This is a genomic window from Streptomyces sp. NPDC094032 (assembly GCF_040303965.1).
GTDB lineage: Bacteria > Actinomycetota > Actinomycetes > Streptomycetales > Streptomycetaceae > Streptomyces.
This window is the reverse complement of the sequence record NZ_JBEOUE010000007.1, coordinates 64,529-89,363: the sequence shown is the minus strand read 5'-3', so window position 1 is coordinate 89,363 and position 24,835 is coordinate 64,529. Positions and strand designations below refer to the sequence as shown.

Here is a 24,835-nt window from a genome sequence, read left to right as displayed (position 1 = left end):
GCCGCCCCGCTCCGTCAGGATGGGGCCATGGGATTCCATGTCGATTCCGAGACCGGGCGGCTGCGCCGCGTCATCCTGCACCGCCCCGATCTGGAGCTGAAGCGGCTCACTCCGACCAACAAGGACGCCCTCCTCTTCGACGACGTGCTGTGGGTGCGCCGGGCCCGTCAGGAGCACGACGGGTTCGCGGACGTGCTGCGCGACCGCGGTGTCGAGGTGCATCTCTTCGGCGACCTCCTGCGGGAGGCCCTGGAGCTTCCGGCGGCGCGCGCGCTCGTCCTCGACCGGGTCTTCGACGAGAAGGAGTACGGTCCCCTCGCCACCGACCACCTGCGCGCGGCCTTCGACTCGCTCGACGCCGCCGCGTTGGGGGAGGCGCTGGTCGGCGGGATGACGAAGCGGGAGTTCCTGGCCGGTCACCGCGAGCCGACCTCGGTCCGCTTCCACGCCCTGGAGCTGGACGACTTCCTGCTCGGCCCGTTGCCGAACCACATCTTCACCAGGGACACCTCCGCCTGGATCTACGACGGGGTCTCGATCAACGCGATGCGCTGGCCGGCCCGGCAGCGCGAGACCGTCCACTTCGAGGCGATCTACAAGCACCACCCGCTGTTCACCGGCGCGGAGGCGGGCGGCTTCCACCACTGGTCCGAGGGGCAGGCCGACTACCCGTCGACGATCGAGGGCGGCGACGTCCTGGTCATCGGCAACGGCGCGGTCCTGATCGGCATGAGCGAGCGCACCACCCCGCAGGCCGTCGAGATGCTGGCCCGCGGCCTGTTCGCGGCGGGCTCGGCGCGCACGATCATCGCCCTGGACATGCCGAAGCGGCGGGCGTTCATGCACCTGGACACGGTGATGACGATGGTGGACCAGGACACGTTCACCCAGTACGCGGGGCTCGGCAACCTCCGCTCGTACACGATCGAGCCCGGCGACGAGGGCCAGTCCCTGCGGGTGTCCGACCACCCGCCGGAGCAGATGCACAGCGCCATCGCCTCGGCGCTCGGCCTCCAGGACATCCGGGTGCTGACGGCGACCCAGGACGTCCACGCGGCGGAGCGCGAGCAGTGGGACGACGGGTGCAACGTGCTCGCGGTGGAGCCGGGCGTGGTCGTCGCGTACGAGCGGAACGTCACGACCAACACGCATCTGCGCAAGCAGGGCATCGAGGTGATCGAGATCCCGGGCAGCGAGCTGGGGAGGGGGAGGGGCGGCCCGCGCTGTATGAGCTGTCCGGTGGAGCGGGACGCGGTGTGACGGGGGCGGGGGCCAACGGTGGGGGCCACGGCGGGGCCCACGGCGGGGCCCACGGCGGGGGCCATGGCGGGGCCCACGGTGGGGCCCGCGGCAGGGGCTGTATAAGAATTCTGGTTTACGTATAGACTTCCAAAATCCTCGTCCCCGGACGTCCCGATCCGTCCCCACCGTACCCAGGAGCGCCCCATGGCCACCGACCTCACCGGCCGCCACTTCCTCAAGGAGCTGGACTTCTCCGCCGAGGAGTTCCGCGGCCTGCTCGCCCTCGCCGCCGAGCTCAAGGCGGCGAAGAAGGCGGGCGCGGAGGTCCAGCGGCTGCGGGGCAGGAACATCGCCCTGATCTTCGAGAAGACCTCGACCCGCACCCGTTGTGCCTTCGAGGTCGCCGCCGCCGACCAGGGCGCCTTCACCACCTACCTCGACCCGGCCGGCTCCCAGATGGGCCACAAGGAGTCGGTGAAGGACACCGCCCGGGTCCTCGGCCGGATGTTCGACGGGATCGAGTACCGGGGCGACAGCCAGGAGGCCGTCGAGGAGCTGGCCGCCTTCGCCGGCGTGCCCGTCTTCAACGGTCTCACCGACGACTGGCACCCCACCCAGATGCTCGCCGACGTGCTCACCATGACCGAGCACTGCGACAAGCCGCTGACCGACATGGCCTTCGCCTACCTCGGCGACGCCCGCTTCAACATGGGCAACTCCTACCTCGTCACCGGCGCCCTGCTCGGCATGGACGTCCGGATCGTGGCCCCGAAGGCGTACTGGCCGGCCGAGGGCTTCGTCGCCGAGGCGCGGCGGCTCGCCGAGTCGAGCGGGGCCCGGATCACCCTCACCGAGGACGTCGCCGAGGGCGTGCGCGGCGCCGACTTCGTCGCCACCGACGTGTGGGTCTCGATGGGGGAGCCCAAGGAGGTCTGGGACGAGCGGATCGCCGCGCTCTCCCCGTACAGCGTGACCATGGACGTGCTGCGGGCCACCGGCAACGCGGACGTGAAGTTCCTGCACTGCCTGCCCGCCTTCCACGACCTCGGCACCGCCGTCGGCCGGGACATCCACGCGCGGCACGGGCTGACCGAGCTGGAGGTCTCCGACGAGGTCTTCGAGTCGGCGCACTCGGTCGTCTTCGACGAGGCGGAGAACCGGATGCACACCATCAAGGCGGTCATGGTCGCGACCCTGGGCGACCCGGTCGCCTAGGGATACCCGGCGGCGATGGCATAGAAATGCGCCCGATTGGGTGAACATGCGTGATGCGGACTACTATCGCATCCTTCAGGGGGGTTCGGGCATACATGCCCGGACCCCCCTCGCGTCTGCCCGATCAGAGATGAGAACCACCGCATGCCCCCGTCCGCCCGGCGGATCAAGTCCCCGCACCAGCTGATCGCCGAGTCCGGCGCCGACCTCGAAGGCCACGGCCTCAAGCGCACCATGGGCCTCTTCCAGCTCGTGTGCTTCGGCATCGGCGCCATCGTCGGCACCGGCATCTTCGTCGGCCTCTCCGACAGCGTGGCCGAGGCCGGGCCCGCGGTGGTGGTCTCCTTCGCGCTCGCCGCGATCACCTGCGTCTTCACCGCCTTCTCCTTCGCGGAGCTGGGCAGCGCGATCCCGGTCTCGGGCTCCTCGTACTCCTTCGCCTACGCCAGCCTCGGTGAGCGCCTCGCGTTCCTCGTCGGCTGGTGCCTGCTCCTGGAGTACGGCGTGTCCGTCTCGGCGGTCGCGGTCGGCTGGAGCCAGTACCTGAACGAGCTCTTCGACAGCCTCTTCGGCTTCCAGTTGCCCGCCGCGCTCTCCGCCGGGCCCGCCGACGGCGGGGTGGTCAACCTGCCCGCCGTGATCGTCATCCTGCTCGCCGCGACGCTGCTGGTCCGGGGCGTGCGCGAGAGCGCCCGGGCGACCGCCGCCATGGCCGTGCTCAAGATCGGGATCCTGATCCTGTTCTGCGCCGTCGGCTTCAGCGCCTTCCAGGACGGAAACCTCTCCCCGTTCGCCACCCACGGCACCGCCGGGATCACTGCGGGCGCGTCCGTCGCCTTCTTCTCGTACATCGGCTTCGACGCCATCACCACCGCCGGCGAGGAGGTCAAGAACCCGCGCCGCAACATCCCGCTGGCCATCCTCATCTGCATCGGTGTCGTCACCCTGCTCTACTGCGCCGTCGCGCTCTCCGCGATCGGGGCGCTCGGCGCCGACGCCGTCGCCGACAAGCCGGCCGCCCTCTCCCTCGTCGTGAACCAGGTGACCGAGTCGACCGTCGGCGGCGGGATCGTCGCCTTCGGCGCGGTCGTCGCCATCGCCTCCGTGGTCCTCACGGTGATGTACGGACAGACCCGCATCCTGATGTCGATGTCCCGCGACGGCCTGGTGCCCCGGGTCTTCGAGCGGGTCTCGCCCAAGAGCGCGACCCCGGTCGCCAACACCTGGATCGTGGCCTGTGTCTTCGCGGTCCCGGCGGCGTTCGCCTCGCTCGACGTCGTGGTCAACCTGACCACGATCGGCACCCTCTCGATCATGGTCGTGGTGAACATCGCGGTGATCGCGCTGCGCCGCCGCAACCCCGAGCTGCCGCGTTCCTTCCGGGTCCCGCTGTATCCGCTCAGCCCGATCCTGGGCGTTGGATTCTGCTGCTATCTGATCTGGGGCACCGGCTGGGCGACCTGGGCGCAGTTCGCGGGCTTCCTGGTCGTCGGCGCGCTCGTCTACGCGCTGTACGGGCGCCGCAGGTCGCGGCTGGTCACGACCCCGGAGCCGGGCGCCGCTGCGGCGGCACGGCCGGAAGCGTGAACCAGACCGCCTTGCCGTGCGCGGTGGGGCGGTGCCCGCAGTCGCTGCTGAGGGCGCGGATCAGGAGCAGTCCGCGCCCGTGCTCCTGCCAGGGGTCGACCGGCGTGCCGGGCTCCGGGCAGCGCAGCTCCCCGGGGGCCGCGGGCCGCCCGTCGTGGACCTCGATCTGACAGCCGCCGGGGGCCGGGAGCAGCTCGACGACCAGCTCGATGGGGCCGTCGCCCGCGGTGTGCTCGACGGCGTTGGCCACCAGCTCGGCCGTGAGCAGCTCGGCCGTGTCCCGGTCGGCGGTGCCCTCCGCGCCGCCCTCGATGTCGGTGAGGGCGGTCCGGACCAGCGCCCGGGCGATCGGCACGGCGGCCGTCGTGTGCGGCAGCGCGACGCGCCAGGAGGCGGGGCCTGGGACTTCGAACACGGCGGTGCTTCCGTTCGGGCTCGGGGTGGGCGGTGGGGGACGTCCTGCTTTCAACCTTACGGAGTCATAAATCTGGATACAGAGGCGGTCGCCCGGGTCTGCGGGGACCTGTGGCCACGTGGGGGCGGGACCTTTGCGGCGCAAGGCCTCCGCCGGTTCCGCGGGGGTGTCGTGAGGTGCCGTCAGGAGGCGCGGAATCCGTTCGTATCACGTCGTATCGCGTACTCGTGACGACAGTCACAAGTGAGTGATACCCTCGCGAGGTGATGCCGTACCCGTACGTGCACACGACAGGGAGGCCGTCCCGAATGAGCCCCTTCACCGGCTCCGCGAGCCGCACCGAACGCTGGCGGCATCTGCGCCTCACCGTCGACGACGGGGTCGCCACGATCACCCTGGCCCGCCCCGAGAAACTCAACGCCCTCACCTTCGGCGCCTACGCCGACCTGCGCGACCTGCTCGCCGAGCTCTCCCGGGAGCGGGCCGTACGCGCCCTCGTCCTCGGCGGCGAGGGGCGCGGCTTCTGCTCGGGCGGCGACGTCGACGAGATCATCGGCGCCACCCTCTCCATGGACACCGCCCAGCTCCTCGACTTCAACCGGATGACCGGCCAGACCGTCCGCGCGCTGCGCGAATGCCCCTTCCCCGTCATCGCCGCCGTCCACGGCGTCGCCGCGGGCGCCGGGGCCGTCCTCGCGCTCGCCGCCGACTTCCGCGTCGCCGACCCCACCGCCCGCTTCGCCTTCCTCTTCACCCGCGTCGGCCTGTCCGGCGGCGACATGGGCGCCGCCTATCTGCTGCCCCGGGTCGTCGGCCTCGGCCACGCGACCCGCCTCCTCATGCTCGGCGACCCGGTCGGCGCCGCCGAGGCCGAGCGCATCGGGCTGATCAGCGAGCTCACCGAGGAGGGCGCCGCCGACACCCGCGCCGCCGCCCTCGCCCGCCGCCTCGCCGAGGGCCCCGCGCTCGCCCACGCCCAGACCAAGGCGCTGCTCACCGCCGAGCTCGACATGCCGCTGGCCGCCTCCGTCGAGCTGGACGCCGCCACCCAGGCCCTGCTCATGCACGGCGAGGACTACGCCGAGTTCCACGCGGCCTTCACGGAGAAGCGCCCCGCGAAGTGGCGCGGCCGATGACCCCGCCGCCCCGGGACGGCCGTACCGCGCCGGGCGGCACCGACGCGGTACGGCCTGGCGGCGGCGCGGCCCCTCTCCCGTCCGCCCCACGCCCGTCCGCCCCCGCCCCCCTCCGGATCGCCGTCGTCGGCGGCGGTCCCGGTGGGCTGTACGCCGCCGCGCTGCTCAAGCGGGGCGACCCCAGGCGCGAGGTCACCCTCTGGGAGCGCAACGCCCCCGACGACACCTTCGGCTTCGGTGTCGTCCTCTCCGACGAGACCCTCGGCGGACTCGAACACGCCGACGCCGCCGTGTACGCCGAGCTGCGCGCCGCCCTCGTCCGCTGGGACGACATCGACATAGCCCACCGCGGGCACCTCCTCACCTCCACCGGCCACGGCTTCGCCGCCCTCGGCCGCCACCGGCTCCTGGCGATCCTCCAGGGCCGCTGCGCGGAACTCGGCGTGGACCTCCGCTTCCGCACCGAGGCCCCGCCGCCCGCCGAGCTCGCCGCCTCCCACGACCTCGTGATCGGCGCCGACGGCGTGCACAGCCGCACCCGCGAGACGTACGCCGAGGTCTTCCGGCCCGCCTTCACCACCCACCGCTGCCGCTACATATGGCTCGCCGCCGACTTCGCCCTCGACGCCTTCCGCTTCGAGATCGCCGAGACCGAGCACGGCGTGATGCAGCTGCACGCCTACCCCTACGACACCGGCTCCTCCACCGTCATCGTCGAGATGCGCGAGGAGGTCTGGCGGGCCGCCGGCTTCGACGGGCTCGACGAGGCCGAGTCCGCCGCCCGCTGCGCCAAGATCTTCGCCGAGGTCCTGCACGGCCGCGCCCTGCGCGGCAACAACTCCGCCTGGACCGCGTTCCGCACCCTCGTCAACGCCCGCTGGTCCCACGGCACCACCGTCCTGCTCGGCGACGCCGCCCACACCGCGCACTTCTCCATCGGCTCCGGCACCAAACTCGCCGTCGAGGACGCCGTCGCCCTCGCCGCCCGCGTCGACACCCACCCCACCCTCCCCGAGGCGCTCGCCGCCTACGAGGCCGAGCGCCGCCCCCTCGTCGAGTCCACCCAGCGCGCCGCCGCCGCGAGCCTGCGCTGGTTCGAGGAGATCGCGGGCCAACTCGACCGGCCGCCCCGGCAGTTCGCCTTCAACCTGCTCACCCGCAGCCGCCGCGTCACCCACGACAACCTGCGGCTGCGCGACCCCGCCTTCACCACCTCCGTGGAGCGCGAGTTCGGCTGCCCGCCCGGCACCCCGCCCATGTTCACCCCGTTCCGGCTCGGCGGACTGACCCTGCGCAACCGGGTCGTCGTCTCACCCATGGACCTGTACGTCGCCGAGGACGGCGTCCCCGGCGACTTCCACCTCGTCCACCTCGGCGCCCGCGCCCTCGGCGGCGCCGGACTCGTCATGACCGAGATGGTCTGCGTGAGCGAACAGGGCCGGATCACCCCGGGCTGCGCGGGCCTGTGGACCGACGGGCAGGCCGACGCCTGGGCCCGCGTCACCGCCTTCGCGCACGCCGCCGCCCCCGGCACCGCGATCGGCGTCCAGCTCGGCCACGCCGGCCGCAAGGGCTCCACCCGGCTCATGTGGGAGGGCATCGACCAGCCCCTGCCCACCGGCAACTGGCCGCTCGTCGCCGCCTCCCCGCTGCCCTACCGCCCCGGCGTCAACCAGACCCCCCAGGCCCTCGACCGGGCCGGACTCACCGCTGTACGCGAGGAGTTCACCGCCGCCGCCCGCCGGGCCGCCCGGGCCGGCTTCGACCTCCTCGAACTCCACTGCGCCCACGGCTATCTGCTCTCCGGCTTCCTCTCCCCGCTCACCAACCACCGCACCGACGCCTACGGCGGCGATCTCGCCGCCCGGCTGCGCTACCCCCTCGAAGTCTTCGACGCCGTACGGGAGGTGTGGCCGGCCGACCGCCCCATGACCGTCCGCATCTCCGCCACCGACTGGGCCGAGGGCGGCACCACCGCCGAGGACGCCGTCGAGATCGCCCGCGCCTTCGCCGCCCACGGCGCCGCCGCCCTCGACGTCTCCACCGGCCAGGTCGTCCCCGACGAGCGCCCCGAATACGGGCGCTCCTACCAGACCCCGTACGCCGACCGCATCCGCACCGCCCTCGGTATCCCGGTGATCGCCGTCGGCGCGATCTCCTCCTGGGACGACGTCAACTCCCTGCTCCTGGCCGGCCGCACCGACCTCTGCGCCCTGGCCCGCCCCCACCTCTACGACCCCCACTGGACCCTGCACGCCGCCGCCGAGCAGGGGTACGAGGGGGAGGCCGCGCCGTGGCCGAAGCCCTACCGGGCGGGCAGCCGGAGGCCACCCACCGGCCGGAAGGACGGATAAGGACGGATAGGGGCGGATAGGCGTGGAGGGGGCTACGCCCCGCGCGCCACGAACTCCCCGCCCAGCGCGTGCAGCCGCTCGTGCAGCGCCGCGAACACCTCCGCCGAGCGGCTGCCGGGCCAGTTCCCGGGGAGCAGCTCCAGCGGCAGCACCGGGTCCGCGTACGGCAGCCGGCGCCACGAGTCGAGGGCCAGGAGGTAGGCCCGGTAGGCCTCCTCCGGTGTCCCGGGCGTCGTCGACCAGGCGCGCAGCACCGGCTCGTGGGCGTCCAGGAACTCCTCGTGCAGCTTCGCGATGGACGGCAGGTCCCACCAGCGGGCCGCCGCCTCGGCCGTGGGGGCGTAGCCCAGGTGGTCGCCGCGGAAGAGGTCCACGTACCCGGAGAGGTCAAGGCGTTCCAGGGTGTGCCGGGTCTCCTCGTACAGCCGGGCCGGGGCGATCCACACGCCGGGCGCCGCCGCGCCGAAGCCGAGCCGGGCGAGCCGGGAGCGCAGCAGATGCCGCTTGTGGCGTTCGGCCTCCGGGACGGAGAAGACGGCGAGGACCCAGCCGTCCGAAAGCCGGGGCTCGGTCCGCGCGTAGATGCGCCGGTCGCCGTCGTCGAGCAGCATCCGGGCGTCGTCCGACAGGGCGTACCCGGCGGCGCCGTCCGCCGTCCGGCCCGGCAGCAGCAGCCCGCGCCGCTTCAGCCGGGACACCGACGAGCGCACCGACGGCGCGTCCACCCCGAGCACGCCGAGGAGCCGGATCAGCTCCGCCACAGGCATCGGCGCGCCGTCCGGCGACCGGCCGTACGCGCCGTACAGGGAGACGATCAGGGAACGCGGGGTGTGCTGCTCGGCCACGTGATCACTCTAGTCATGAGTCAGGCGCTGTCGTCCCGGAGCCGGTACCGCTGGAGCTTGCCCGTCGGCGTCCGGGGCAGCGCGTCGAGGAAGACGACCTCCCTCGGCGACTTGTACGGCGCGAGCCGGGCCCGTACGAAGGCGCGCAGGGCCGCCGCCGTGCTCGCGTCGCGGGGCACGCCGTCGCGGATCACCGCGTACGCCACCACGATCTGCCCGCGCAGTCCGTCGGGTCGGCCCACCACCGCCGCCTCCAGGACGTCCGGATGGGCGGCCAGGGCCTCCTCCACCTGGGGGCCCGCGATGTTGTACCCGGCCGAGATGATCATGTCGTCGGCGCGGGCCACGTAGCGGAAGTACCCGTCCGGGTCGCGTACGTACGTGTCGCCCGTGATGTTCCAGCCCTCGCGCACGTACTCCGTCTGGCGCGGGTCCGCGAGGTAGCGGCAGCCGACCGGGCCGCGCACCGCGAGCAGGCCCTCCTCGCCGTCCGGCAGCTCCCGGCCGTTGGGGCCCACGATCCGGGCCTGCCAGCCGGGCACCGGGCGCCCGGTCGTGCCGGGGCGTATGTCGCCGTCGGCGGCGGAGATGAAGATGTGCAGCAGCTCCGTCGCGCCGATGCCGTTGATCAGCCGCACCCCGGTCCGCTCGTGCCAGTCCCGCCAGGTCCCGTCCGGCAGGTTCTCGCCCGCGGAGACGCAGCGGCGCAGCGAGCCGAGGTCGTGGTCGCCGATCTCGTCCAGCATCACGCGGTACGCGGTGGGAGCGGTGAAGAGGACGGACACCCGGTGCCGGTCGATCGCCGCGAGCAGTTGCTTGGGCCCCGCCTGTTCGAGCAGGACCGCGCACGCCCCGGCCCTCAGGGGGAAGACGACGAGCCCGCCGAGGCCGAAGGTGAAGCCGAGCGGCGGGGAGCCGGCGAAGACGTCGTCCGGCTCCGGGCGCAGGACGTGCGCGGAGAAGGTGTCGGCGACGGCGAGCACGTCGCGGTGGAAGTGCATGCAGCCCTTGGGGCGGCCGGTGGTGCCCGAGGTGAAGGCGATCAGCGCCACGTCGTCCGCCGCGGTCGGCACGGCCTCGTAGCGGCCCGGCTTGCCGATGGCGAGGGTGAGCAGGTCCTCGGGGCCCTCGCCGCCGTACGGGGTGATCCGCAGCCCCGGCACCTCGGCCTTGACCAGCTCGTCCACGGCGCGCACGTCGCACAGGGCGTGGCCGGCCCGGGCCATCTCGGCCATCACCGTGAGCTCCCTGGCCCGGGCCTGCGCGAGGACGGTGACGGCGACGCCGCCCGCCTTCATCACCGCGAGCCAGCAGGCGGCGAGCCAGGGGGTGGTGGGGCCGCGCAGCAGGACCCGGTTGCCGGGGCGTACGCCGAGGTCGTCGGTGAGGACATGGGCGATCCGGTCGACCCGGTCGCGCAGCTGTCCGTACGTCCAGAGGCCGCCCTCGCCGTCGAGGAAGGCGGGGCGCTCGGTGCCGAATCGTTCCACCGTGCGGTCGAGCAGTTCGGCTCCGCAGTTGAGCCGGTCGGGGTAGGCCAGCTCGGGCAGGTCGAGCAGCAGGCGCGGCCACTGCTCGACGGGTGGCAGATGGTCGCGGGCGAAGGTGTCCTGGTGGGCCGAGGGCGTCAGCTCCATCGTCCGTCCCCCTGTCGGGTGGGATCGTCGTGGCGGGGTCGACCGTCGCCCAACGAGCGTATCGTGATGGTGACGACAGTCAACGGTTCGCGATACGTCGGTCCGGGCGGTGCCCTCCGCGCGGCCGTCCAGGACCCGGCCGCCCGGGTCCCGGAGGCCCCTGCGTACGGGCTCCCGGGCCGCCGTCCCCGGCCGGTCCCGCCGTCGGCGCGCGAGCGCGCCAGAGAGGGCAGCCACATGCCCGCATTCTCGCTCGATCCGGAACAGACCACCTGGTGCGCGCGGCTGCGGACCCTCGCGGCGGAACGGCTCCGGCCGCTCGCCGACCAGGGCGAGCCGGGCCGCGTGAACCGGCCCCTCGTCGCCGCCCTGGGCGAGCTCGGCCTGCTCGCCCGGCTCTTCGACTCCGGCGCCCTCGACCTGTGCCTGATGCGCGAGTCCCTCGCCCAGGTCTGCACGGAGGCCGAGACCGCCCTCGCCCTCCAGGGCCTCGGCGCCCACCCCGTCGCCGCCTTCGGCACCCCCGACCAGCGCCGCCGCTGGCTCCCCGAGGTAACCGCCGGCCGCGCGGTACCCGCCTTCGCCCTCTCCGAACCGGCCGCCGGCTCCGACGCGGCGGCCCTCACGCTGCGCGCCGTGCCGGACCCGGGGACGGGGGGCTGGCGGCTGTACGGGGAGAAGCGCTGGATCTCCAATGCGCCGGAGGCGGACTTCATGACGGTGTTCGCCCGTATGGGGGAGGGCGGGGGTGGGGTGGGGGGTGCGGGTGGTGCGGGAGGTGCTGGCGGCCGTGACGCCGCGCGTATGGGGGAGGGGAGCGGGCTGGGTGGCGCGGGTGGTGTGGGCGGCCGTGACGCCGCGCGGGCGGGCGGTGAGGACCGGGGGGCCCGGGTGGCCCACGGCGACCGCGAGGCCGGTGACCCTGGCGAGGCCCACGGCGCCGGTGAGGCTCACAGTGCCCGCGAGGCCAGCGGTGCCCGTGGGGCCAGCGGTGCCCGCGAGGCCCGTGACCCCGGCGAGGCCCACGCCGCCCACGGCGTGGAGGCCCACGGCGCCCGCGACTCCCGACGCGTCACCGCCTTCCTCGTCCCCGCCGACCGCCCCGGCCTCACCGGGGAGCCCCTGGACATGCTCGCCCCGCACGCCATCGGCGGCCTCGCCTTCGACGGGGTCCCCGTCGGGCCCGAGGACGTGCTCGGGGAGCCGGGGCAGGGCTTCAAGGTCGCCATGAACACCCTCAACCTGTTCCGGCCGAGCGTCGGCGCCTTCGCCGTCGGCATGGCCCAGGCCGCCCTCGACGCGACCCTCGCCCACACAGCCGACCGCCGCGCCTTCGGCGGCGTCCTCGCCGACCTGCAGGCCGTCGCCCACCAGGTCGCGGAGATGGCCACCCGTACCGAGGCGGCCCGGCTGCTCGTCTACGCGGCGGCCGAGGCGTACGACCGGGGCGACCCCGACGTGCCGCGCCGCGCCGCCATGGCCAAGCTGCTCGCGACCGAGACCGCGCAGTACGTGGTCGACGCGGCCGTCCAGCTGCACGGCGCCCGCGCCCTCCAGCGCGGACACCTGCTTGAGCACCTCTACCGGGAGGTGCGGGCGCCCCGCATCTACGAGGGGGCCACCGAGGTACAGCGCACGATCATCGCGAAGGAGCTCTACAGGAGCGGGAAAGCCCGCACGGACAAGTCGTACGCACCGCGATCCGGGGCAGGGGTACCGGCATGAGCAGCCTCCACCGTCACAACCCCGCCGACCTGTCCCCGCCGACCGGCTTCAGCCACGCCGTCACCGCCACCGGCTCCCGGATCGTCTTCCTCGCCGGGCAGACCAGCCTCGACCGCGACGGCAAGGTGACGGGCGGGACGCTGCCCGAGCAGTTCGAGAACGCGCTCGGCAACCTGCTCACCGCCCTCCGCCACGCGGGCGGCTCGCCCGCCGACCTCGCCAGGGTCACGGTGTACGCCACCGACGTCGCCGACTACCGCCGGCACGCGCACGAACTCGGCCGCATCTGGCACCGGTTGGCGGGCCGGGACTACCCGGCGATGGCGGTGATCGGAGCCGTACGCCTGTGGGACGAGCAGGCGCTGGTGGAGCTGGACGGCTTCGCGGTCCTGGACTGACCGGCCCCCCGTACCAGTACCGTTCCGCCGCCGAAGATCAACTGGTCACGTGCGGGGGGTGGGCTTAGGGTCGAAAGGTGGACTGACCGGCCCACGGCTGCCTCAGGTGAGGGCGCGATGCGCCATGAGTACACCCAAGCCGACCACCCCGCAGCAGACCGTCGCCCCGAAGAAGGGCGGCGACGGCAAGGGCATCGCCCTCTTCGTGATCGCCTCCTGCCAGTTGATGGTCGTCCTCGACATCACCATCGTGAACATCGCGCTCCCGCACATCCAGAGCGCGCTGGGCTTCTCCACCACCAGCCTGTCGTGGGTGGTCAACGCCTACACCCTCACCTTCGGCGGTCTGCTGCTGCTCGGCGGCCGGGCCGGTGACATCCTGGGCCGCCGCCGCGTCTTCATCTTCGGCGTCCTGCTCTTCGGACTCGCCTCCCTGCTGGGCGGGTTCGCCCAGGCCGAGTGGCAACTGCTCGCCGCACGCGCCCTCCAGGGCGTCGGCGGAGCCATCGCCTCGCCGACCTCGCTCTCCCTGATCACCACCACCTTCGACGAGGGCCCCGAACGCAACCGCGCCTTCGGCGTGTTCGCGGGCGTCTCGGCGGCGGGCGGCGCGATCGGACTGCTGGCCGGCGGCGTGCTCGTCGAATGGCTCAACTGGCGCTGGGTGTTCTTCGTGAACGTGCCCATCGCCCTGCTCATCGCCTTCCTCACGCCCCGGCACGTCAAGGAGTCCGAACGGCACCCCGGGCACTTCGACATCGCCGGCGCGCTCACCTCGACGCTGGGCATGGTGGCGCTGGTGTACGGGTTCATCCGCGCCGCGCAGCAGGGCTGGCGCGACCCGTACACGCTGGCCTCGTTCGGTACGGCGGTAGTTCTGCTGGTCGCCTTCGTCTTCGTGGAGCGGCGCTCGCGGCAGCCGATCACCCCGCTGCACATGTTCGCCGACCGCAACCGCTCCGGCACCTACGGCATCATGCTCTGCCTGGCCGCGGCGATCTTCGGGATGTTCTTCTTCCTCACCCTCTTCGTACAGAACGTCCTAGGCTTCAGCCCACTCCAAGCCGGCCTGGCCTTCCTGCCGGTGAGCGCCGTGATCGCGGTCCTGGCCGGAATCACCTCCCAACTCCTGCCCCGCTTCGGCCCGAAACCCTTCATGGTCGTCGGCTCACTCTGCCTGGCGGCCGGCCTCTCGTGGCTGACCCGGACGAACGTCGACTCCACGTACGCGGGCAGCATCCTCGGCCCGATGCTGGTGCTCAGCGCGGGCATGGGCATGATGTTCGTCTCGCTGACCCTGATGGCCCTCTCGAACGTCGCCCCGTTCGAGGCGGGCGCGGCCTCCGGCCTCCTCAACGCCACGCAGCAGGTGGGCGGTTCACTGGGCTTGTCCATCCTGGTCACCGTCTTCGGCACGGCCAGCCGCAACGAGGCCGACACCCAGGTCCCCGCCTTCCTCTCCCAGGCGGGCCCCCTGGAGAAGGCCCAGTTCGCCAAGACCGGCCAACTCCCCAAACCCTTCGCCGACCAGGTCCTGACCAGCGGCGTCACAGCAGGCTTCATCGTCGCGGCCGCCTTCGCGGTCCTCTCCTTCCTGATCGCCGTCTTCGCGATCAAGGTCCGCCCCTCGGACATCGAACGCCTCAAGGGCGGCGGAATGATGCCGGGCGGCGGCTGACCAGCACGTACGCCCCGCTCACCGGCACCCCCAGGCGCACCGACCGCGACAGCGGCTACCGCCTCCGCCGCGCGGACGCCAGGGGAGTGTGGACCGCCGTAGACCTGGTCAACGCGAGCACCACGGTCACCGACCGCACCGCCCCCGTCGGCCGCTCCTCCTACTGCCTGGTCGCCGTGGACCACGAGGGCCGCGAGGGCGGGCCCCTGCACCCTGGAGGTCTACGCCCTGGGCCACTACGGCACCGGGAGCAGCCTGACGTCGGCGCGCCAGGACTTCTTCTGGATCCGCTGACCTGCATTCAGGAGGTACGCCCACCGTCCGTGACGCCGACGGTGGGCGTACGCTCGGACCTGGATGGTCCGGGCTTTGTCTAGGATCATGGCAACCGGATTGCGGCCCGACGGGCTTCCTGAACAGGACATGCCCCCACCCGCACGAATCACTCGTGCCCTGGGGGAACCCTCTCGTGTCCATGCTCCTGCTGAAGCTGTCCGCGCAGGATCTGCTCACGCTCGACTCGCGCGACCGGATGGTGCCGCACCTTGCCGCTCGATGGCGGTTCTTCCGGGGCGCGGATGCCTCGGAGTCGGAGCGCGCCGCCTGGGCGGAGAGTCTGGTGAACCTCGCCAACGACCTGGTCGCGGCGGGACGTGGCAACGTCGAGATGATCGTCGAGTGTGCCGCCACGCTGGACGAGGAAATCTGCTCCGGTGAACCCCGCCTCATCGATGTCGTTCTGGTGGGGCGCCATCCCGTGCGGCACGTGCCCTCCGTCCAGTTGGTCGAGTTGAAGCGCTGGTCGACGGTGAGCCGGGTGGAACGGGCGACCGCGGATCTCTTGCACGTACCGTGGATCGAAGAGGGCAAGAAGCACCCGGCCCTGCAATTGGCCGTCTATCACGAGGCGTTCACGAGCGAACGGGGCCCCTTTCAGGGAGCCGACTTCGAATGCGGAGGTTTCGCCTATCTGCACAACGCCACCGACGAATCCGTACGGGATCTGATCGACGTGGACGCGCCGACGGGCTCGTATGCCCGTGTGTACACGAGCGATCGGCGTGAGCAGTTGCTGTCCGACCTCAGGAAGAGTTTCGCCGAGGAAGGCGCGGCCTCCATCGCCGAGATGATGCTGCAGAGCATGGGGCTTCGTAACACCCCGTTGCTCGACGCCATGATCTGGTCGCGCGGGGCCGACACCGTCTTCACCCTGCGCGGGCGGCAGAAGGAGGTGGCCGACCAGGTACTCGAGACGGCTTCGAAGCTCCTGCCGGACCCCCGGCGTCCCGCCCTGGTGCAGGACGAAAGGCGGGTGGTCTTCCTAGTGACGGGTGGCGCGGGAACGGGGAAGAGCGCGATCGGTCTGCAGATCAAGGCGGAACTGGAAGCCCAGGGCCGTACGGTCAACTACGCCAGCGGCAGCCGCGCCTTCAACGGGGCCCTTCAGGAACACGTCGGCTACGGTGACCGCGAGTTCAGGGAGAGCTTCACCTACTTCAAAAACTTCGTCACCCCACCCGACCCGCCCCTGGACGTGCTGATCTGCGACGAGGCGCATCGACTTCGGGACAGGTCGACCAGCCGGTTCTGGAAACCCGAGGACTGGGGGACGGGCCCGCAGGTGGACGAACTCCTCGCGGCGTCCCGGTTGACGGTGTTCTTCCTGGACGAGGGCCAGTCGGTGCGACCGAGCGACGTCGGCACCGTGGGTCTCATCGAGGAAGCGGCCGAACGGCACGCCGCTCAAGTCCTTCGGTACAAGCTGCGGGAGCAGTTCCGATGTGGGGGCAGCGGTTCCTACATCCGTTGGGTACAGGCGTTGCTCGGTGTGACGGACGAGGAGCCGGGCACGTGGCGGCCGGATGGACTGATGCACATCGAAGTGGCGGACAGCCCGGAGGAGCTCGAGCGGATCATCCGTACGGAAGCGCACGCCGGCGCTTCCGCGCGCATGGTGGCCGGCTACTGCTGGCCGTGGACGAAGCCGCAGGGCAAGGAGCGACGGCTGGAAGCCGACGTCCGCATCGGTCAGTGGCACCGGCCGTGGAACGCGGACAGCGTTTCCTTCTGCGAGGGCGGGGCGCCGCCGTCGAAGATCTGGTCCGTGCACGAGAACGGCCTCGACCAGATCGGCTGTGTCTACACCGCGCAGGGCCTCGAATGGGACTGGTGCGGTGTGATCATGGGTGAGGACATGGTGCGCCGCGGCGACCGATGGGAGTTCCGCCGGGGCAAGGAACTCAAGACGGCGGAGCCGGGCATCAAGCGCGTCGCCGAGCCGGGTTCGTTCGACCCGAAGGTGAAGCCAAGGAGTGTCGACGACGAGGAGTTCGCACGCCTCGTCCGGCACGCCTACCACGTGCTCATGACCCGGGCCAGCCGCGCGACGGTGCTCTACTCCACCGACGAGGAGACCCGGGAGTATCTCAAGCAGCTCGTCGGCGAGGTCGAGATCCACGGATTGCGGCCCACCTGGGAGAACCTGCCGGTGGAGGCACTCAGGCCACATCTGCCCAGGCCCGGCCGGAGTCGGGGTAGGGGTAGAGGCGGAAGCAGGGGGAAGCGCCGGAAGGGAGGGGGGCCGCAGGCCACTGAACTGCCGCTGTTCTGACGAGCGCCGTCGCGCGAGTGAGGTGGCGGGCTCACCGGGCCCGCCACTGGTCTGCGCTAGAAGAGCAGACTCGCAACCGCCATCAGGGCCGTCACCAGAAGGTTGGAGACGACCGAGGCAGCGATCTCGATCAGGATCGCGCGGATCCGTTCACGACGCGCAGGCTTGTACTCGGCTGAGGTCATGGCCACTCCAGAGCTGTGGGATCGGAATGGCAGGGGGACGCCCTACCGGGTATCCACGCTCACGTCGAGTGTCGCCACACGACGGGCACAACCATTCGTCATCCACGGCTCATTGGGGCGAGCACAGGAACAGCAACCGCATACCCTCCGGGAAGGTGCGCAGCCCGATGATGCTAGCGCGTGAGTCGGCTCCGGACGATGTGGTGCGCTCGGTGATGCACGCGCGCACCACATCGGTGGGACTTCACGCCGTGGGCGGCTGGAGCGACGGAGGGATCAGCGAGCGGAGCTTCTCGCGGGTCTCCGGGTCCGTCGAGTAGACGATGGTGCCGATCATGCCCCGGGTCAGCAACACCTTGTACGTGTTGCGGACAAGGCGGTCGACGTCCTCGTCCGGGGTGGCTTTGGTGAAGGACGGGTCCTTGGACGCGCTGCGGTCCACGACCCATCGGTCGGTGCGCCACACGAGGTCCGGCCCCATGATCACTCCGGACCAGTCGTACTCGAACCCCTGCGCCGTGTAGACGCAACCGACCTGTCCGAACCCGGCGGGGTCGGTGGCCCAGAGGGGTGCCGGCGGCGCGCCGAGCAGGGCGCGGTCGCCGTACAGGTTCCACGGCCTGGCCCAGTCGCCGATGACCACGTCGGTGGGCAGGGCGTGCATGCCGGAAGTGATCTTCGTCGTCCACTTCCAGCAGTAGCCCGCCGACATGCGCGCGCCGTAACCCTGTGAGCGCCGGTCGGCCAGAAGGTCCTCCAGCTCCTGCGGGCTGTCGGCGGTCAGGAGCTGCACCTTGTCGTCCGGCTCCCACACGGTGGGCGCGTCGCCCTCGAGTCCCAGCAGGTCGACCACCCACCGCAGGTAGGCGTCGCTGCCACCGCACCGGAACTGGCTGTCCAGCCTCACCACCGTGCAGTCCAGATCGAGTTCGGTCGCGGCCGCCTGGATCTGTTCCACGGTTCCCATCTCACCCGGACGTACGACCTGGTGCTGATCGAGCAGGAACACCGGAACCCGGGCGGCGTCCATCAGCTCCGCCACCTGCGGCCTGCCGGTCCGCAGCGCCGCCTTGGTGTAGCGGTTGGCGGAGGTCTTGCGGAGCCGGTGCGCCTCGTCGCACACCAGCACGTCGAGATCGTTGGGCTCCGCCTCCATGAAGCTGTTGAAATAGCGGAAGAGCCGCTGGACCTCGGGCTTGCGGGCACCGGCGACCTTGCGCATCGTCTTCGTGAAGGACTGCGAACCGGTGGCGTGCAGCGTGGGCACCCCGCGTCGGTAGAGCTCACCCAACAGGGAGAGCGCGATCACGCTCTTGCCGGAGCCCGGCCCGCCGGTGACGACCACGACCTGCTTGCGGTTGGACCGACGGGCCTGCCGGACCGCCGACATGACCGTTTCGTAGGCGAGTCGCTGTTCGTCCAGGAGCACGAACTGTTCCCGGGTCCGCACCTCCTCGGCGGCGACGGCCATGAGCTGCCTGGACGGCCGGACCTTTCCTTGCAGCAGCATGTCGGCTGCCTCGGCACCGGGCTTCGGCGCCAGCCTGGAACGCAGGTAGCCGATGAAGGCTCCACGCTGGTCGCCGGTGAACATCCGGCCCCGATCGTCCTCCGGCACGGCCCGGAGCCCCGCGACTCCGAACTCCGTAGCGTTGTGCAGGTAGGCGACCCCCGAGACCGACTCCGGAACGGCTTCCAGAGCTCCGTTGAACGAGACCAGGTAGTCGCAGTAGCCCCGCACCTGCTCGATGGGGTTGAGGACCGGATCCGGGTAGGCGTCGATGCGGCACAGCAGCGGATCACCCTCCTCCGGGTAGGCGTCGCTCCACTGCTTCAGCTCCACGACCACGTACGAGGGCTCGCCGGAGGCCGGATGGACGCCGGCCAGTATCACGTCCGCGCGCTTGCTGGTCAGGGGCAGCCCGTACTCCAGCAGCATCTCGACCTCACCGAGACCGGCCTCGATCAGCGCGTTGGTCAGCGCGGGGATGCTGCGTTCCCAGGAGCGCACCTCCGACGGCTGGGGCCGGTGGCGGTGTTTGTGCAGGAAGTTCTCGGTAAGAAGCTGCGCCAGTCGGCCTTCGACGTGTGTGCGAGTGGCCAACGACGCCGCGGACTCACGGAACAGCACGGGAATGCCCCCAGGCAGCACGAAGTGACTCGTGCGGGTGGGGGCATGTCCTTCAGGTCCACGTGAGTGGAGCGGAAGCCCGTCGGGCCGCTGAGATGGTCGGGTTCATCCTAGAACAGCAGGTGGATCACGCACTCGGAGCTGCGCGGCGGTCACGGCCGCCGGCACCGGTGCCGGCGGCCGTGCCGCTCAGATGTCCCGGAAGATCTCGATCTGTGCCCCCACCGAGTTGAGCCGCTCCGCGAGCTCCTCGTAGCCCCGGTTGATGACGTAGACGTTGCGCAGGACCGACGTGCCCTCGGCGGCCATCATCGCGAGGAGGACCACCACGGCCGGGCGGAGGGCCGGGGGGCACATCATTTCGGCGGCGCGCCAGCGGGTGGGGCCTTCGACCAGGACGCGGTGGGGGTCCAGGAGCTGGAGGCGGCCGCCGAGGCGGTTGAGGTCGGTGAGGTAGATGGCGCGGTTGTCGTAGACCCAGTCGTGGATCAGGGTCTTGCCCTGGGCCGTGGCAGCGATGGCCGCGAAGAAGGGGACGTTGTCGATGTTGAGGCCCGGGAAGGGCATCGGGTGGATCTTGTCGATCGGCGCCTCCAGTTTGGAGGGGCGGACCGTCAGGTCGACCAGGCGGGTGCGGCCGTTGTCCGCCGCGTACTCGGGCGAGCGGTCGTGGTCGAGGCCCATCTCCTCCAGGACCGCCAGCTCGATCTCCATGAACTCGATGGGGACCCGGCGGATGGTCAGCTCGGACTCCGTGACGACCGCCGCGGCGAGCAGGCTCATCGCCTCGACCGGGTCCTCGGAGGGGGAGTAGTCGACGTCGACGTCGATCTGCGGGACGCCGTGCACCGTCAGCGTGGTGGTGCCGATGCCGTCGACCCTGACGCCCAGCGCCTCCAGGAAGAAGCACAGGTCCTGGACCATGTAGTTGGAGGAGGCGTTGCGGATGACGGTCACGCCGTCGTGGCGGGCCGCCGCGAGCAGGGCGTTCTCGGTCACCGTGTCGCCGCGCTCGGTCAGGACGATCGGGCGGTCGGGGGAGACGGAGCGCTCCACCTGGGCGTGGTACAGGTTGTCGGTCGCCGTGATGTCGAGGCCGAAGCGGCGCAGCGCGATCATGTGCGGCTCGATCGTGCGGGTGCCGAGGTCGCAGCCGCCGGCGTACGGCAGCTTGAAGCGGTCCAGACGGTGCAGCAGCGGGCCGAGGAACATGATGATGGAGCGGGTGCGGATCGCCGCCTCCGCGTCGATCGACTCCATGTCCAGCTCGGCCGGCGGCACGATCTCCAGGTCGACGCCCTCGTTGATCCAGCGGGTGCGGACGCCGATGGAGTTGAGGACCTCCAGGAGGCGGAAGACCTCCTCGATGCGGGCGACCCGGCGCAGCACCGTGCGGCCCTTGTTCAGGAGCGAGGCGCAGAGCAGCGCGACGCACGCGTTCTTGCTCGTCTTGACGTCGATGGCGCCGGAGAGGCGGCGGCGGCCGACGACCCGCAGGTGCATCGGACCGGCGTAACCGAGAGAGACGATCTCGCTGTCGAGCGCTTCGCCGATACGGGCGATCATCTCAAGGCTGATGTTCTGGTTGCCGCGCTCGATCCGGTTGACCGCGCTCTGGCTCGTGCCGAGCGCCTCGGCCAGCTGCGTCTGCGTCCAGCCACGGTGCTGGCGGGCGTCACGGATGAGCTTGCCGATGCGTACGAGGTAGTCGTCTGCCATGTCGTCACGTTATCTCAGATATGAGATGGCGCTCGCGGTGGGGTGAGTCATTGGAGTGACAGGGTGTGCGCAGTGGGGTGACGCGGCTCGTACAGCGGCAGTTCGGCCCCGCTCGGCAGCCGCACGGCCGCGAGCAGGCCCCACCCCTGGTCGCTGACGGCGCGTGAGACCTCGGCTCCCCGGTCCGCCAGGCGGGTCAGGGTCGCCGTGATGTCCTCGCACATCAGGTAGAGCTCGTGCCTCGGCTCCCCGTCCGTCGGGTGCACCGCGACCTCGGCGGGCGGCAGCGCGAAGACGAGCCAGCCGCGCCCCGCGTCGACGTGGTCGAAGCCGAGCACGTCCTTGAGGAAGGCACGGTCCGCCTCCGCGTCCCGGGTGTAGAGGATCACATGCGCACCGCTGAACATGGGTCAATCGTCCATGGGTGGGGGATTTGCGGCAATTGTTATGCGGCTATAGGGGGTGTGTAGGGCGTACGGGGTGTCAGTCGGTGTTCCTGAGTCGGATGCGCTCGATCCGGCGGGCCAGTGCCCGGTGTGCCGAAGCCGGACCTGCGTCGGTCGGACCGGTGTCGGCCGTCCCGCCTCGCGCGTCCCGTACGTCGAGGCCCCGGGCGATCCCGTCGTACGCGGCCCGGTACGCGCCCGGCAGTTCCGTCGCGCGCTCCCGCAGGTCGGCCTCGACCAGGCGGCGCAGTGCGTCCACGTTCTGCGGGGTGAAGCGCTTCCGGCCGCGGGTCAGGGCCCGTACGGACCGCGAGCAGTGGGCGGTGTCGTCCAGGGCCTCCGACAACTCCTCGGCGAGGCCCCACAGGCGTCCTTCGAGCCACGGCGTGTCGTCCCGGTCGAGCGAGAGCTCCGCCGCGTCCGTGGCGCGGGGCCTCGACACCTGCTTCGAGACGGCCGGCTGGCTCATCCCGGCCAGCCGCGCCAGCCGGTCCTGTGTCCAGCCCGCCCCGGCCAGCAGCTGGATCGTCTCGGCGCGCAGCCGTCGCATCTCCTCGCCCGCCCGGATGACCTCGTTCATCCCGGCGAACAGGTCCGCGACCTGGCCTTCGGTCAGGTCGGAGGGCGGGGTGGCGGTCGGGGTCGGGGTCGTGCTCGCGCTGTCGTCGGGGGTCACTCTCCAGTTATACCGGGCGGCCCCGGTCTCTCGACAGGTCTCATAACCACGTTATATAACCCGGTTATGAGACCTGTCGAGACGTCACCCGAGCTGTTCCTCACCGCCCCCGACGGCACCCGCCTCGCCCACCGGCGGGTCGGCTCCGGCGCCCCGCTCCTCTGTGTGCCGGGCGGCCCCGCCGACTCCGCCTACCTCGGCGACCTCGGCGGACTGTCCGCCCACCGCACCCTGGTGATCCCGGACCTGCGCGGCACCGGCCGCTCCGCCGTGCCCGCCGACCCCTCCTCGTACCGCTGCGACCGTCTCGTCGACGACATCGAGGCGCTCCGCCGCCACCTCGGCCTCGACCGCGTCGACCTGCTCGGCCACTCCGCCGGCGCCAACCTCGCCGCCCAGTACGCCGCCCGCCACCCCCACCGCGTCGGCCGGCTCGCCCTGGTCGCGCCCGGGACGCGGGCCGTCGGCGTGGACGTCACCGCCGACGCGCGCCGCGAGGTCGCGCTGGAGCGGGCGGGTGAGCCGTGGTTCCCGGCGGCCTTCGCCGCCCTGGAGGCGATCGTCGCGGGGACGGGGAGCGACTGGGAGGCCGTCGCGCCCTTCCTGTACGGCCGCTGGGACGAGGCCGCCCGGCGCCATCACCTCGCGGGCCGCCCCGACAACCCCGAGGCCGTCGCCGGTTTCGGCGCCGACGGGGCCTTCACGCCGGACGCCACCCGCGCCGCGCTCGCCGCGTTCCCCTCCCCGGTCCTGCTGCTCGCCGGGGCGCACGACCTGAACAGCCCGCCGAGCGCGGTGGCGGAGTTCGCCGCCGTCTTCCCGGGCGCCGCCCTCACCGTCCAGCCGGGCGCCGGGCACTACCCCTGGCTCGACGACCCCGGGCGGTTCACGGCGACCCTGGCCGCGTTCCTCGCCTCAACCCTTCAAACCCTTTAAACCCTTTGCCGGACCGGCCGCGGCGCTGTTACGTTTCCGGAGGCCGTGCGAGAGAACGAGGAGGTGGTACCCGTGAACGCAGTTTCGACATGGGTGCTCCCCTCCGGGGTCACGGTCGGGCGATAGAGCAGGTCGTCCGGGAGCGCCGTTTTCCGAGCCCTCCCGAAAGGCACGACCATGCATCTCGACTTCACTTCCGAGCAGCGTCTCGACGGCGACCGTGGCGGCGACGTCATCGAGCGCGAGTTCACCCTCGGCGACATCCCCGGCATCCTCTGGACGCCCGCGCCCGCGCCCGCGCCCGCGCCTGCCTCCCCCTCCACCCCCCTCCCCCTGATCCTCCTCGGCCACCCTCCCCTCGGCCTGCGCCCCATGTACCCCCGCCTGGTGGACCGCGCCCGGCACGCCGTGGCGGAAGGTTTCGCCGCGGCCACCATCGAGCTCCCGGGGATCGGCGACCGGCCCCGCTGGGACGCCCTCGAACAGGCCCGCGCCGACCTGGGCCGGGTGATGCGGGCGGGTGAGCCGGTCGGCGACGAGATCGTCGACGCCCTCGTCCTCCCGCTCGTGGACAGGGCGGTCCCGGAATGGCGGGCCGCCCTGGACGCCCTCCTCGCGCTGCCCGGGATCGGGGGTCCGGTCGGCTACTCGGGGGGAGTGATCTCCATCGGCATCCGCCTCGCGCGGGTCGAGCCGCGCATCGAGGCCGCCGCCCTGTTCGCCGGCAGCTTCGTGCCCCGCACCATGTTCGAGGAGGCCCGCGAGGTCACCATCCCGCTCCACGTCCTGCTCCAGTGGGACGACGAGGGCAACGAGCGCCAGGCCGCCCTGGACCTGTTCGACGCGTTCGGCTCGAAGGAGAAGACCCTGCACGCCAACATGGGCGGCCACTCCGGCGTCCCCCGCTTCGCGGCGGAGGCCGCGGACCGGTTCTTCACCCGGCACCTGAAGTGACGCCGTAACGCCGAGCGCCGGGGGAGCCCCCGGCGCTCGCACTCCGCCGGGACGCCACACGGCGCGTATTCTCGCTGGTCATGGCCACCCCCGACGGATTCCCGATCGACATCGACAAGCTGCCCGCCGATCCCGGGCGGTTGTGTCTGGTCCATCGGAAGGTCCAGCCCGTGCTGGCCAGTGAGGAGTACGACGCGATCGAGGAATGGACGGTCACGATCGTCGCCCCTCAGCTTCCCGGCCGAACCACGGGCGGTGAGATCGGCATGATGACGTTGTACCGGTTGCGCGGGGACAACCCGTCGGACTGTGCGCCGCCTTCCGCGGCGGAAGGCGACGACCACTGGTTGGCCCAGCTCTCCCTGTTCCTGTTCGACTGGGACGGCAGCCTCCGGGCGAGGTTCGCGGACATGGTCTCGTCCGCCGAGGGTGACGTACTGGCCGTGCACAACGTCTGCCTGGCGCCCGAGTGGCAGGGGACCGGAGTCGAGGCCGCCTTGCTGGCGGAGGCGATCTGGGCCCTGGCCGACGGCTGCTGCGCGGTGGTCACGGACGCGTACACCAACGAGTGCCCGGATCACCCGCCGACGGCTGACAGCCGGTGGTCGCCCGTGCCCTCCACGATTCTGGACGGCGTGTGGCGCGGCATCGGCTTCCGCCGGCTTCCCCCGTCGTCCCTGTACCTGCTCGACACCGCCCACGACGAGCCCCGGATCCTGCGCAAGCGGGCCCGCGCCGACCTTGCCGCGCTCAGCCGCGCCTACTCGGCGTGAGCGGCGGCCACGCATCGATCGGTCTTCGTCGCGGCAGCACAGCCATGCCGGGCATGACCGACCGCCGGTGATGTACTAGAGTTATCTCGACATCGAGATATCTGCCGAGGCGCACCGCTGCCGCCACCCCGGTAAGGGTTACCTAACTTAGCCTTACCTTAGCGGATCGACG

At 71.7% G+C, this 24,835-nt stretch carries 20 protein-coding genes; 12 read left to right on the top strand and 8 right to left on the bottom strand.

What is annotated here, in order from left to right; translation table 11 throughout:
- The first annotated feature begins 27 nt into the window (after positions 1-27).
- The 3 genes from ABTZ54_RS12895 to ABTZ54_RS12885 all read left to right on the top strand — a co-directional run bounded on the left by ABTZ54_RS12895 (position 28) and on the right by ABTZ54_RS12885 (position 4,044).
- Positions 28-1,260: an arginine deiminase gene (locus ABTZ54_RS12895; protein WP_351661090.1), complete on the top strand. Its 1,233-nt coding sequence runs from the start codon at positions 28-30 to the stop codon at positions 1,258-1,260.
- 186 nt (positions 1,261-1,446) lie between these two features.
- Positions 1,447-2,457, top strand: coding sequence for an ornithine carbamoyltransferase (argF, locus tag ABTZ54_RS12890; protein ID WP_351661087.1), 1,011 nt, complete (start codon positions 1,447-1,449; stop codon positions 2,455-2,457).
- A gap of 144 nt (positions 2,458-2,601) precedes the next feature.
- Positions 2,602-4,044, top strand: a complete 1,443-nt coding sequence (locus tag ABTZ54_RS12885) for an amino acid permease (RefSeq protein ID WP_351661084.1) — start codon at positions 2,602-2,604, stop codon at positions 4,042-4,044.
- On the opposite strand, the gene ABTZ54_RS12880 is transcribed toward ABTZ54_RS12885, so the two are convergent.
- Entirely contained in the window at positions 3,995-4,459 is a 465-nt protein-coding gene (locus ABTZ54_RS12880) for an ATP-binding protein (RefSeq protein WP_351661081.1), read from the bottom strand. The genes ABTZ54_RS12885 and ABTZ54_RS12880 overlap by 50 nt on opposite strands.
- A 308-nt stretch (positions 4,460-4,767) precedes the next feature.
- On the opposite strand from ABTZ54_RS12880, the gene ABTZ54_RS12875 reads away from it, so the two are divergent.
- A complete protein-coding gene (locus ABTZ54_RS12875; RefSeq protein ID WP_351661078.1) occupies positions 4,768-5,595 on the top strand; it encodes an enoyl-CoA hydratase family protein in 828 nt (275 codons plus the stop codon).
- Complete coding sequence (locus ABTZ54_RS12870) at positions 5,592-7,949, top strand: bifunctional salicylyl-CoA 5-hydroxylase/oxidoreductase (protein WP_351661076.1); 2,358 nt, start codon at positions 5,592-5,594, stop codon at positions 7,947-7,949. Before ABTZ54_RS12875 ends, ABTZ54_RS12870 begins: the two co-directional genes overlap by 4 nt.
- Before the next feature lie 32 nt (positions 7,950-7,981).
- Here ABTZ54_RS12870 and ABTZ54_RS12865 read toward each other — a convergent pair whose 3' ends face one another.
- Positions 7,982-8,794, bottom strand: a complete 813-nt coding sequence (locus ABTZ54_RS12865) for a PaaX family transcriptional regulator (protein ID WP_351661073.1) — start codon at positions 8,792-8,794, stop codon at positions 7,982-7,984.
- A gap of 20 nt (positions 8,795-8,814) precedes the next feature.
- On the bottom strand, positions 8,815-10,431 hold the full coding sequence (locus ABTZ54_RS12860) for an AMP-binding protein (protein ID WP_351661070.1): 1,617 nt from the start codon (positions 10,429-10,431) through the stop codon (positions 8,815-8,817).
- A gap of 237 nt (positions 10,432-10,668) precedes the next feature.
- On the opposite strand from ABTZ54_RS12860, the gene ABTZ54_RS12855 reads away from it, so the two are divergent.
- From ABTZ54_RS12855 to ABTZ54_RS12840, 4 genes are all read left to right on the top strand, one after another.
- Positions 10,669-12,156: an acyl-CoA dehydrogenase family protein gene (locus ABTZ54_RS12855; RefSeq protein ID WP_351661067.1), complete on the top strand. Its 1,488-nt coding sequence runs from the start codon at positions 10,669-10,671 to the stop codon at positions 12,154-12,156.
- Positions 12,153-12,554 carry a RidA family protein gene (locus ABTZ54_RS12850; protein WP_351661064.1) on the top strand — a complete coding sequence of 134 codons (402 nt, stop codon included), beginning with the start codon at positions 12,153-12,155 and terminating at the stop codon, positions 12,552-12,554. Before ABTZ54_RS12855 ends, ABTZ54_RS12850 begins: the two co-directional genes overlap by 4 nt.
- A 124-nt stretch (positions 12,555-12,678) precedes the next feature.
- Positions 12,679-14,232: an MFS transporter gene (locus tag ABTZ54_RS12845; RefSeq protein ID WP_351661061.1), complete on the top strand. Its 1,554-nt coding sequence runs from the start codon at positions 12,679-12,681 to the stop codon at positions 14,230-14,232.
- A 475-nt stretch (positions 14,233-14,707) separates the two neighbouring features.
- Positions 14,708-16,843 carry a DUF2075 domain-containing protein gene (locus tag ABTZ54_RS12840; RefSeq protein WP_351661058.1) on the top strand — a complete coding sequence of 712 codons (2,136 nt, stop codon included), beginning with the start codon at positions 14,708-14,710 and terminating at the stop codon, positions 16,841-16,843.
- Positions 16,844-16,899: 56 nt separating this feature from the next.
- Here ABTZ54_RS12840 and ABTZ54_RS12835 read toward each other — a convergent pair whose 3' ends face one another.
- The 5 genes from ABTZ54_RS12835 to ABTZ54_RS12815 all read right to left on the bottom strand — a co-directional run bounded on the left by ABTZ54_RS12835 (position 16,900) and on the right by ABTZ54_RS12815 (position 22,000).
- Positions 16,900-17,028 carry a DUF6408 family protein gene (locus ABTZ54_RS12835; protein WP_351661055.1) on the bottom strand — a complete coding sequence of 43 codons (129 nt, stop codon included), beginning with the start codon at positions 17,026-17,028 and terminating at the stop codon, positions 16,900-16,902.
- Between the two features lie 244 nt (positions 17,029-17,272).
- Positions 17,273-19,159, bottom strand: coding sequence for a DNA/RNA helicase domain-containing protein (locus ABTZ54_RS12830; protein WP_351661052.1), 1,887 nt, complete (start codon positions 19,157-19,159; stop codon positions 17,273-17,275).
- A 189-nt stretch (positions 19,160-19,348) separates the two neighbouring features.
- The gene (locus ABTZ54_RS12825; RefSeq protein ID WP_351661050.1) at positions 19,349-20,878 is read right to left on the bottom strand and encodes a helix-turn-helix domain-containing protein; all 1,530 of its coding nucleotides are present in this window, start codon (positions 20,876-20,878) and stop codon (positions 19,349-19,351) included.
- Positions 20,879-20,925: 47 nt separating this feature from the next.
- On the bottom strand, positions 20,926-21,285 hold the full coding sequence (locus ABTZ54_RS12820) for a VOC family protein (protein WP_351661047.1): 360 nt from the start codon (positions 21,283-21,285) through the stop codon (positions 20,926-20,928).
- A gap of 76 nt (positions 21,286-21,361) precedes the next feature.
- Entirely contained in the window at positions 21,362-22,000 is a 639-nt protein-coding gene (locus tag ABTZ54_RS12815) for a sigma-70 family RNA polymerase sigma factor (RefSeq protein WP_351661044.1), read from the bottom strand.
- A gap of 66 nt (positions 22,001-22,066) precedes the next feature.
- Here ABTZ54_RS12815 and ABTZ54_RS12810 point away from each other — a divergent pair, with 66 nt between their 5' ends.
- The 3 genes from ABTZ54_RS12810 (at position 22,067) to ABTZ54_RS12800 (ending at position 24,663) form a co-directional block, all read left to right on the top strand.
- Positions 22,067-22,936, top strand: coding sequence for an alpha/beta fold hydrolase (locus ABTZ54_RS12810; protein WP_351661042.1), 870 nt, complete (start codon positions 22,067-22,069; stop codon positions 22,934-22,936).
- 177 nt (positions 22,937-23,113) lie between these two features.
- A complete protein-coding gene (locus ABTZ54_RS12805; RefSeq protein WP_351661039.1) occupies positions 23,114-23,890 on the top strand; it encodes a dienelactone hydrolase family protein in 777 nt (258 codons plus the stop codon).
- A gap of 80 nt (positions 23,891-23,970) precedes the next feature.
- On the top strand, positions 23,971-24,663 hold the full coding sequence (locus ABTZ54_RS12800; protein WP_351661037.1) for an N-acetyltransferase: 693 nt from the start codon (positions 23,971-23,973) through the stop codon (positions 24,661-24,663).
- Positions 24,664-24,835: the final 172 nt, after the last annotated feature.

Bases quoted from the DNA above. Each gene is read 5' to 3' on its own strand.
- ABTZ54_RS12895 (WP_351661090.1), top strand. From the start codon at position 28: ATGGGATTCCATGTCGATTCCGAGACCGGGCGGCTGCGCCGCGTCATC.
- argF (WP_351661087.1), top strand. From the start codon at position 1,447: ATGGCCACCGACCTCACCGGCCGCCACTTCCTCAAGGAGCTGGACTTC.
- ABTZ54_RS12885 (WP_351661084.1), top strand. From the start codon at position 2,602: ATGCCCCCGTCCGCCCGGCGGATCAAGTCCCCGCACCAGCTGATCGCC.
- ABTZ54_RS12875 (WP_351661078.1), top strand. From the start codon at position 4,768: ATGAGCCCCTTCACCGGCTCCGCGAGCCGCACCGAACGCTGGCGGCAT.
- ABTZ54_RS12870 (WP_351661076.1), top strand. From the start codon at position 5,592: ATGACCCCGCCGCCCCGGGACGGCCGTACCGCGCCGGGCGGCACCGAC.
- ABTZ54_RS12860 (WP_351661070.1), bottom strand. From the start codon at position 10,431: ATGGAGCTGACGCCCTCGGCCCACCAGGACACCTTCGCCCGCGACCAT.
- ABTZ54_RS12855 (WP_351661067.1), top strand. From the start codon at position 10,669: ATGCCCGCATTCTCGCTCGATCCGGAACAGACCACCTGGTGCGCGCGG.
- ABTZ54_RS12850 (WP_351661064.1), top strand. From the start codon at position 12,153: ATGAGCAGCCTCCACCGTCACAACCCCGCCGACCTGTCCCCGCCGACC.
- ABTZ54_RS12845 (WP_351661061.1), top strand. From the start codon at position 12,679: ATGAGTACACCCAAGCCGACCACCCCGCAGCAGACCGTCGCCCCGAAG.
- ABTZ54_RS12840 (WP_351661058.1), top strand. From the start codon at position 14,708: ATGCTCCTGCTGAAGCTGTCCGCGCAGGATCTGCTCACGCTCGACTCG.
- ABTZ54_RS12835 (WP_351661055.1), bottom strand. From the start codon at position 17,028: ATGACCTCAGCCGAGTACAAGCCTGCGCGTCGTGAACGGATCCGCGCG.
- ABTZ54_RS12825 (WP_351661050.1), bottom strand. From the start codon at position 20,878: ATGGCAGACGACTACCTCGTACGCATCGGCAAGCTCATCCGTGACGCC.
- ABTZ54_RS12820 (WP_351661047.1), bottom strand. From the start codon at position 21,285: ATGTTCAGCGGTGCGCATGTGATCCTCTACACCCGGGACGCGGAGGCG.
- ABTZ54_RS12810 (WP_351661042.1), top strand. From the start codon at position 22,067: ATGAGACCTGTCGAGACGTCACCCGAGCTGTTCCTCACCGCCCCCGAC.
- ABTZ54_RS12805 (WP_351661039.1), top strand. From the start codon at position 23,114: ATGCATCTCGACTTCACTTCCGAGCAGCGTCTCGACGGCGACCGTGGC.
- ABTZ54_RS12800 (WP_351661037.1), top strand. From the start codon at position 23,971: ATGGCCACCCCCGACGGATTCCCGATCGACATCGACAAGCTGCCCGCC.